This window comes from Pedobacter chitinilyticus (assembly GCF_003313385.1).
In the GTDB taxonomy this organism is placed as follows: Bacteria; Bacteroidota; Bacteroidia; order Sphingobacteriales; family Sphingobacteriaceae; genus Pedobacter; species Pedobacter chitinilyticus.
Window position 1 is genome coordinate 327,988 of record NZ_QMHN01000007.1, and the last position, 7,010, is coordinate 334,997.

General features: G+C 38.2%; 5 protein-coding genes. 2 read left to right on the forward strand and 3 right to left on the reverse strand.

Going from position 1 to position 7,010, the window contains the following annotated elements; genetic code table 11:
* Positions 1-134 precede the first annotated feature (134 nt).
* Together DUT70_RS19665 and DUT70_RS19670 are read left to right on the forward strand one after the other, a co-directional pair.
* Complete coding sequence (locus DUT70_RS19665; RefSeq protein ID WP_113649065.1) at positions 135-620, forward strand: GNAT family N-acetyltransferase; 486 nt, start codon at positions 135-137, stop codon at positions 618-620.
* A 9-nt stretch (positions 621-629) separates the two neighbouring features.
* A complete protein-coding gene (locus DUT70_RS19670; protein WP_113649066.1) occupies positions 630-1,118 on the forward strand; it encodes a MarR family winged helix-turn-helix transcriptional regulator in 489 nt (162 codons plus the stop codon).
* A gap of 17 nt (positions 1,119-1,135) precedes the next feature.
* Here the strand turns inward: DUT70_RS19670 and DUT70_RS19675 are convergent, their stop codons facing one another.
* The 3 genes from DUT70_RS19675 to DUT70_RS19685 form a co-directional block, all read right to left on the reverse strand.
* Positions 1,136-4,009: an outer membrane beta-barrel protein gene (locus DUT70_RS19675; protein WP_113649067.1), complete on the reverse strand. Its 2,874-nt coding sequence runs from the start codon at positions 4,007-4,009 to the stop codon at positions 1,136-1,138.
* A 21-nt stretch (positions 4,010-4,030) separates the two neighbouring features.
* On the reverse strand, positions 4,031-4,855 hold the full coding sequence (locus DUT70_RS19680; protein WP_113649068.1) for a hypothetical protein: 825 nt from the start codon (positions 4,853-4,855) through the stop codon (positions 4,031-4,033).
* Positions 4,856-4,972: 117 nt separating this feature from the next.
* A complete protein-coding gene (locus DUT70_RS19685) occupies positions 4,973-6,742 on the reverse strand; it encodes a S8 family peptidase (protein WP_113649069.1) in 1,770 nt (589 codons plus the stop codon).
* Positions 6,743-7,010: the final 268 nt, after the last annotated feature.

Below are 7,010 nucleotides of genomic sequence, written 5' to 3' on the forward strand. Positions count from 1 at the left end.
GGTTCATTTAATTAAAAAATATAACCACATAGACACATAGAAAACGCTATAGCATTAACAAAATTTCATAGTTCATCCATCCTTATTTAAAAAATATTTGAATATACGTATTCAACTACGTAGTTTTGTACATTATGAATATAACCATTGTTCCAATTTACAATAATGACAGCGAGGCTGTGATTAATATCATTTTACCCATACAACAAAATGAGTTCAATATCGCCATTGGGATCAAAGATCAACAAGACCTTTTAACCATCGAAGAATTCTACCATCAAGGTGGAGGGCATTTTTGGGGCGCTAAAATTGACGGAGAATTGGTAGGAACCATCGGGCTTATCAAATGCAGTGACGATTTTGGAGCCATTAGAAAGATGTTTGTGAAAAAAGAATACCGAGGCAAAGAATATGGTATTGCACAGCTTTTATTGGAGACTTTAATGGCTTATAGCAAAGAAATTGGCTTAAAAAGCCTATACTTGGGAACCAAAGATGTTTTACAGGCGGCGTTGCGTTTTTACGAAAAAAATGGCTTTTCGCTTATTGAAAAGGGCGAATTACCAAAAGCTTTCCCAATTATGCCTGTAGACAATGTCTTTTGTCGTTTATCATTCTAACAGGTAAAAATGAATATTATCAATAGTGTAGGTGCTTTAGCTTTGTCAACTCGTTTACAAGTATTAAGTGAACAGTTACGTAAAGACGGTGCCTTATTATACAAGGAATACGACATCAATTTTGAGCCTAAATGGTTTCCTGTGATTTACACGCTTCATCAGAAAAAAGCATTAAGTGTGGTCGAAATTGCAACAGAAATTGGCTACAGCCATCCGTCGACCATTAGTTTGTTAAAAGAATTAGAAAAAGAAAAAATTGTTCAATCCAAAAAGGACAAGGCCGATGAGCGCAAACGAATCATTTCTTTAAATGCAAAAGGCGAAGAGCTGATTGTAAAAATGCTTCCCGTTTGGTCTATCATTAACAGCGCCTTAGAAGAAATCATCGATAACGAGAACAACCTATTGAAAGCCATTAACGAAGCCGAAGAGAAAATCAAAAGATCAAGTTTCTTTCAACGGGCACTAATTTTAAAAGAAAAAGCAGGGTTAAAATAATTGGTGAGGATGGTTGTTTATTGATAGAAACTACCATCTCCCCTACGCATCATTTGTCTACCATTACGGTTTCTTGCTCCTGTCCATTTTTGTAAGCGTACGTTGGCTCTCAACATAAAATATCGACTCAAGGCATTGGTACGGGTTTCCGTCTTTACCAAATCCGTCACGTTGAGGTTTACAAAATTATTTTGCTTTAAAAGGTCAAAAGCTTGGAACGTAATAGACGCCCTACGCTTCCAAAATTCTTTCTGCACATAGGCATTAATCACCAATGGATTGCTGGTGATGTTTGCATCAATCCCACTTACAAAATTCTTACTTGCACTATAACCGAAAATCAGCGATTGCCACATATAAAAACGCCCATCTATATTAAATGCCAAAGTTTTAGTGTTAACCCTGTTTGTACTAATGGTATTTTGGGATTTGGTGATGTTATATGACACGTTAGGATTCACTTCCAACCATTCATTCGGGTTGATACGAGGGCCAAAACGTTCGGTAATATTCCAAGTGCGGGTGATGCTTTCGAGGTTATTACTCATGGAAACTCCGTGATTGTAATTTACATTTCCACTTAAAGAAAGGTTATACTTGCGATTGTTCAATTGCTTACTTACCGAATAATTACCCCCAATCCGATAGCTGCCATTCATGTTCACATAGCGCGTTTCATTACGCAACAGTTGATTATTGTTATTGAAAATTTGCACCATGTTACTCACCACAGAATTGTCAATAAAAGTAGCGTTTAAATTAACGGAATAATTTAGCCTTTGATTGGCGATGTAATTGTTATAATTCGTGTTAATGGAATGGTTAAAAGTAACTTTCAAATCTGGATTACCGACAATGGTATTCTGTGGATTTGACACATCCCTAACAGGTTGTATCTGATCGAAAGTTGGCTCTTTTGCGTTACCAGAATAATTGATTTGTATACTATGGGTGCGTGACCAAGCATATTGAAATCTGGCAATGGGAATTAAATTAAAACTATTACGATTGGTAGTCGTTCCCAAACTCACTTTTGTGCCACTTAACACCGCAGGTACTCCTGTGATTCCCACAGAAAATCGCACTTTTGAGGTGTTAGATAAACCATAACGGTAATTCAAAGCAATTCGAGCTTGCGTGAACGAATAATCGTAGATATTGCTCAGTGAATCTACCCCTTGCTTATTATCCAAGGCATCGATATTGCTTGTAATTGCCCTATTGTCATAGCCATTGTAGGTGATCTGACCGTTAAATTCCAATTGACTATTTGCGGCCAAAGGCTCTACATAAGTCAAACTTCCCCGATAATTGTTGGTGAGGTTTCGTCGTTCGATTAATCGGTGTACCAAAGAATCGAGTACGTTAATATCGTCCTTGTAGAACTTGGTGTTTCGTTCCTGATCTGATTCTTGATCAGAGGTGTTAAAGCTAAATTGAGCCGAGAAATTTCTACGGGGTTTATTAAAAATATGTTGATAAAATACGGTTGCACCAATATTTGGTCTGGTGTTTTTACCCGAGCTATTACCTAACTGATTTTGAGTAATTAAAGCGCCCGATTGTCCTATGCTTGACAAGCTACTATTGGTGGTAGAAGAATAGCTAATTTCTGGAGTAACCCTTAAAAAGTTATTACTGTCGATGTTTGCTTCCAGCTCGAAATTGAAATTGTGGCCTTTGGTTTTATTATCCCTTTCGCTTTCATTGGTAGAGAAAATAGTTCCATTGGTACTGTATATTTCAGATAAGCTACTATTTAATGAATTTACGTTGCTAAAGTTATAACGGTAGTTGGTATTGATTTGTATTTTTTTGCCGATTTGATCTCTATAAGAAAATGCCGAAGAACCTGTATTGGTGGTACCTCCACTTCCCCCTGATGAGTTTCCGTTATTACCACCTGATCCACCATTAGCGCCACCACGACCGCCACCTGCATTTCCTCCGTTTCCTCGGCCGCCACCACCGCCCCCTCCATTACTTGAATCACCACCCATTGTACCTGTATTTGCGACGCCATTTACGGTATTGTTTAAACGCAGGTTTACCGCAATATTCTGATTTCCGTTAAGCCTTGTTCCAAATACTGAACTTTCATAACGTTCATTATTACCCCCTCCTGCAGTAATATTCGCAGAGTTTCCTACAGATTTATCGGCACGAGTAACAATATTTAAGATTTTTTCGGGATCGCCATCTTTAATACCTGTTCTGGCAGCTTGATCCCCGTAATCATCTACAATCTGTATCTTATCTACAATTTCAGCAGGTAAATTTTGTATGGCCGTACTGATCTCGCCACCGGCATAAACCTTTCCGTTAATTTTCGCTTTGGTTACATTATTTCCCTGGTGAATCAAACTACCGTCTGTGCCCACTTCCATCCCCTCCATCTTTTTTAGAAGCTCATCAACCGTAGCATTTTCTCTTACAATATAGTCGCTGGCCTTGTATTCTACCGTGTCTGTTTTGTAGGTGATGGATGGTGTTCCGTTAATGACTACTTCATTTAGGGTATTAGACATGGACCGTAAAACAATAGGGTCCATCACAATTCTAGGAATGGCATCATTTTGCTTGTATTTATTGATTTGCTGTTTATAGCCTAGCATCGTAAAACTCATGGTATAAGTTGCAGATTTTACATTTTTAAAGACGAAAATCCCATCTGGATTGGAACTAGTGACTAAAGTATCTTTCTCTGAGGTTAACCTAATGGTAACTCCTGGAATACCTAAATCGGTAGTGTCCTTTACGATACCACTAATTTCTCTAGCAGCTACTGGCGGCGGAACATTTTTACCCTTAGGTGTATTCTGTGCCTGCGTTTTTAAATTGATGACAAGCAATATGGAAAGCAACACCAGACCGTACAGGTAATTCTTCATATTTATCATAGTAGCTAGCCGTTACTTTTGAAGAATATATTTACCCCAAAAATCAGTCGCTGTCATTAAATCTTGACGGGAAGCATTGGCATTTCCTCCACCACCAAAATTGCCACCTCTACCATTCCCTCCACCAAAAGCAGGAGCAGCATTAGCTCTCATCGCAAAATTTCCAGTATTTGGCAGCCCATTAAGTTTGATTTGATAAGCAATTTCATTGGTACTTCCTGCTGCAATTTCCAATAAGGATAGTGGAATAGCAGCTTCGTAAACATAAGCACCTTGGTCATCCATCTTAGCAACCGCTTTAATACCATGTTCATTATAAATAGAGATTAGCGTATCAGAAAACTGTTTAAATCCAAGCGCCTTGATTTCCTTTACTCCTGCTAATTGGGTTTTGCGTTGTGCTAAATTAATCGAATCTCTTTCCTTTTGGCCTTGTTCCTGTCTTTCCTGTCCAGCTCTTTGTCTATTTTGTCCCATATTCCCACGATTACCGTTTGTCCTTGCAATAAGTGGATAGGTGACTACGATTGCATCCTGTTCTCTCTTTTTCCCTTTGGTATTGATCGTAAATGAAATGCCACCCGCCATAATCTTGGTGATGGTTTCGTTATCATTTGCTTTAATAGCCAGATAAAGGTTCTTATCATCATTAGCAATGGTATACCATAAGTTGGTTCGCTTGTTTTCAGCAGCGAAAGTGCCCCATTCTAGGTTCTTTCCATCTATACGAATAGTACTTGGTGCCAAAACACCCTTTACTTGCACATCTGGCAGTTTTTGGGCACTGACACCTATACTTAGCAAAAGTATGGGCAAAAGAGTGTAAAATAGCTTCATTTTAGTGGTTTACATTTGTGGTGAATTTACATAGACATCAATAAGGGAAAAAGGATTAAAACTAGCAAGCAAAAAAAAAATCCCCAGTTGAGCTGGGGATCTACAATTTTATATCAATTACTTGGCCGAGGACTTATAACTCTCTGCCAGCTTTAAGGCATTGTATGCATTGACAATTCCGCCGCTCACACATAATTCCGAAAAATTAGCACGTACCGTTTCATCTTTATCATTTTTGTATTTCACTTTTCGTGATACTTTGGTTACCGACTTCATGATGATATCTTTCACGTCTACCGCGGTCAATTCTGGATGATAGCTCAAAATTAAAGCAGCCAAGCCCGTAACCACTGGAGCCGCCATACTCGTACCGTCAAATTCTTCATATTTTGAATTAGGAACAGTAGAGTTAATCATAAAACCTGGAGCAAAGACATCTACATTATGTTTACCATAATTGGAGAAAGAAGCTTTCAAGTCATCATCATTTTTATAAGCACTAGCACCCACCTCAATCCAATTTTTGGCATGCGGAAGTTGGTATTTTGCCGAATCTAAAGTAAGTTTAGCGAATGGATCTTTTTTAGGAGCTGGAGCAGGTCCTCCATTCATTCGATTAGATGGCATTGGCATTGGAGGAAACATACTTACTTGTGGCTTATTTTTCTTCGCATAAGCCTCTGCTTCTGGACTATCATAATATTTAGTCGGAAAATTATCAGTGACATCATTGTCTTGATTATCATTTCCTGCTGCATGAACCAATAGTACTCCTTTCGATTCCGCGTATTTAATAGCCTCATCAACTACTTTTTTATCCCACTTGTACCCTTTACCAAAACTCATGTTGATCACTCTCGCACCATTGTCTACTGCGTATCTAATTCCATTGGCTACATCCTTATCTCTTTCGTCTCCCTGTGGAACCACTCTAATGGTCATGATGCTCACATGATTGGCTACGCCTTTAATTCCGATATCGTTACTTCTATTTGCACCAATAATTCCAGAAACGTGGGTACCATGTTCTGCATCTGGACCAATCACATCCGAATTGCCGTAAATACGCTCATTAGAATTTGTATAATCATCACCAACAAGCGCTGCTCTTTCATCGTATTTTTCATTTAGGTTGTATTTTAGCATCTGTTCAAGTTCTTTATGTCCTTTTTGAATGCTTTCGTAAAACTTCTCTATACTCCCTTCATCTTTAGATCCTTTACGCACAATCTTTTTAATGTACTCTTCCAACTCATCATCAGCTTTGTATTTCTCCATATCTTCTAGCGAAGGAATTTTCTTTTGATTAATCATCGCCACAGAGTCCATTACTTTTTTTATAGCGATATAGATAGGAAATGCAGCACTAGCCTCATCATATTTCTTCCCAAAATCTGATACCACTCTTTTATAAAGAGCATATTCTTCTTTCTCCGCACTATCTAACACGGTACTTCTAATGACAGACCTATACTTAGGCTCAAGCTTACGTTTTATTCTTACCAACTCTAAGTTGTCGTGAGCTAAGTTAGCGTTCTTTGAACCGATAAAATTCCATCCGTGCACATCATCAATGTAGCCGTTGCCATCATCATCGATACCGTTCCCTGGGATTTCTTTTGTATTGGTCCAAAGTACATCCTTCAGATCTTCGTGCTTAATATCTGTCCCGCCGTCAATAACGGCCACCACAATTTTTTGCTTAGGTTTTTTATTCTTTAACAGCTCCGTATAAGCTTTCTCGGTACTGATCCCAAAATACCCATCAGCTGTTAAATCTAAATTGAACCAATTGGGAGGTAATTTGACATTTTTATCTTGGGCATAACCCTTATTAAAAGAAACCAATAACGCAAAAGCGATTATAATTATTCTATAAACTCTCATTTTAACTCTTTCAGTATATTCTTAATATACAAAAATAACCATTAAAAGAAGCCACGGTATGGTTTAGAAAAAAACTTTAACAAAAATTAACAGAAAGTATAGACATTGGCTGGGAGTATTTTCCCAATTCCAAAGATGTAGGGGATTATGAAACAATAGGGTTGGCCCTTTTGGCTGCCATTTTCGTTCATTGGCCTTATTGTTTGGAAGTGTTGTGCACAAAAAAGCCCCCCGACATTTCTGAAGGGGGGCGTTTAGGGATAGGCAC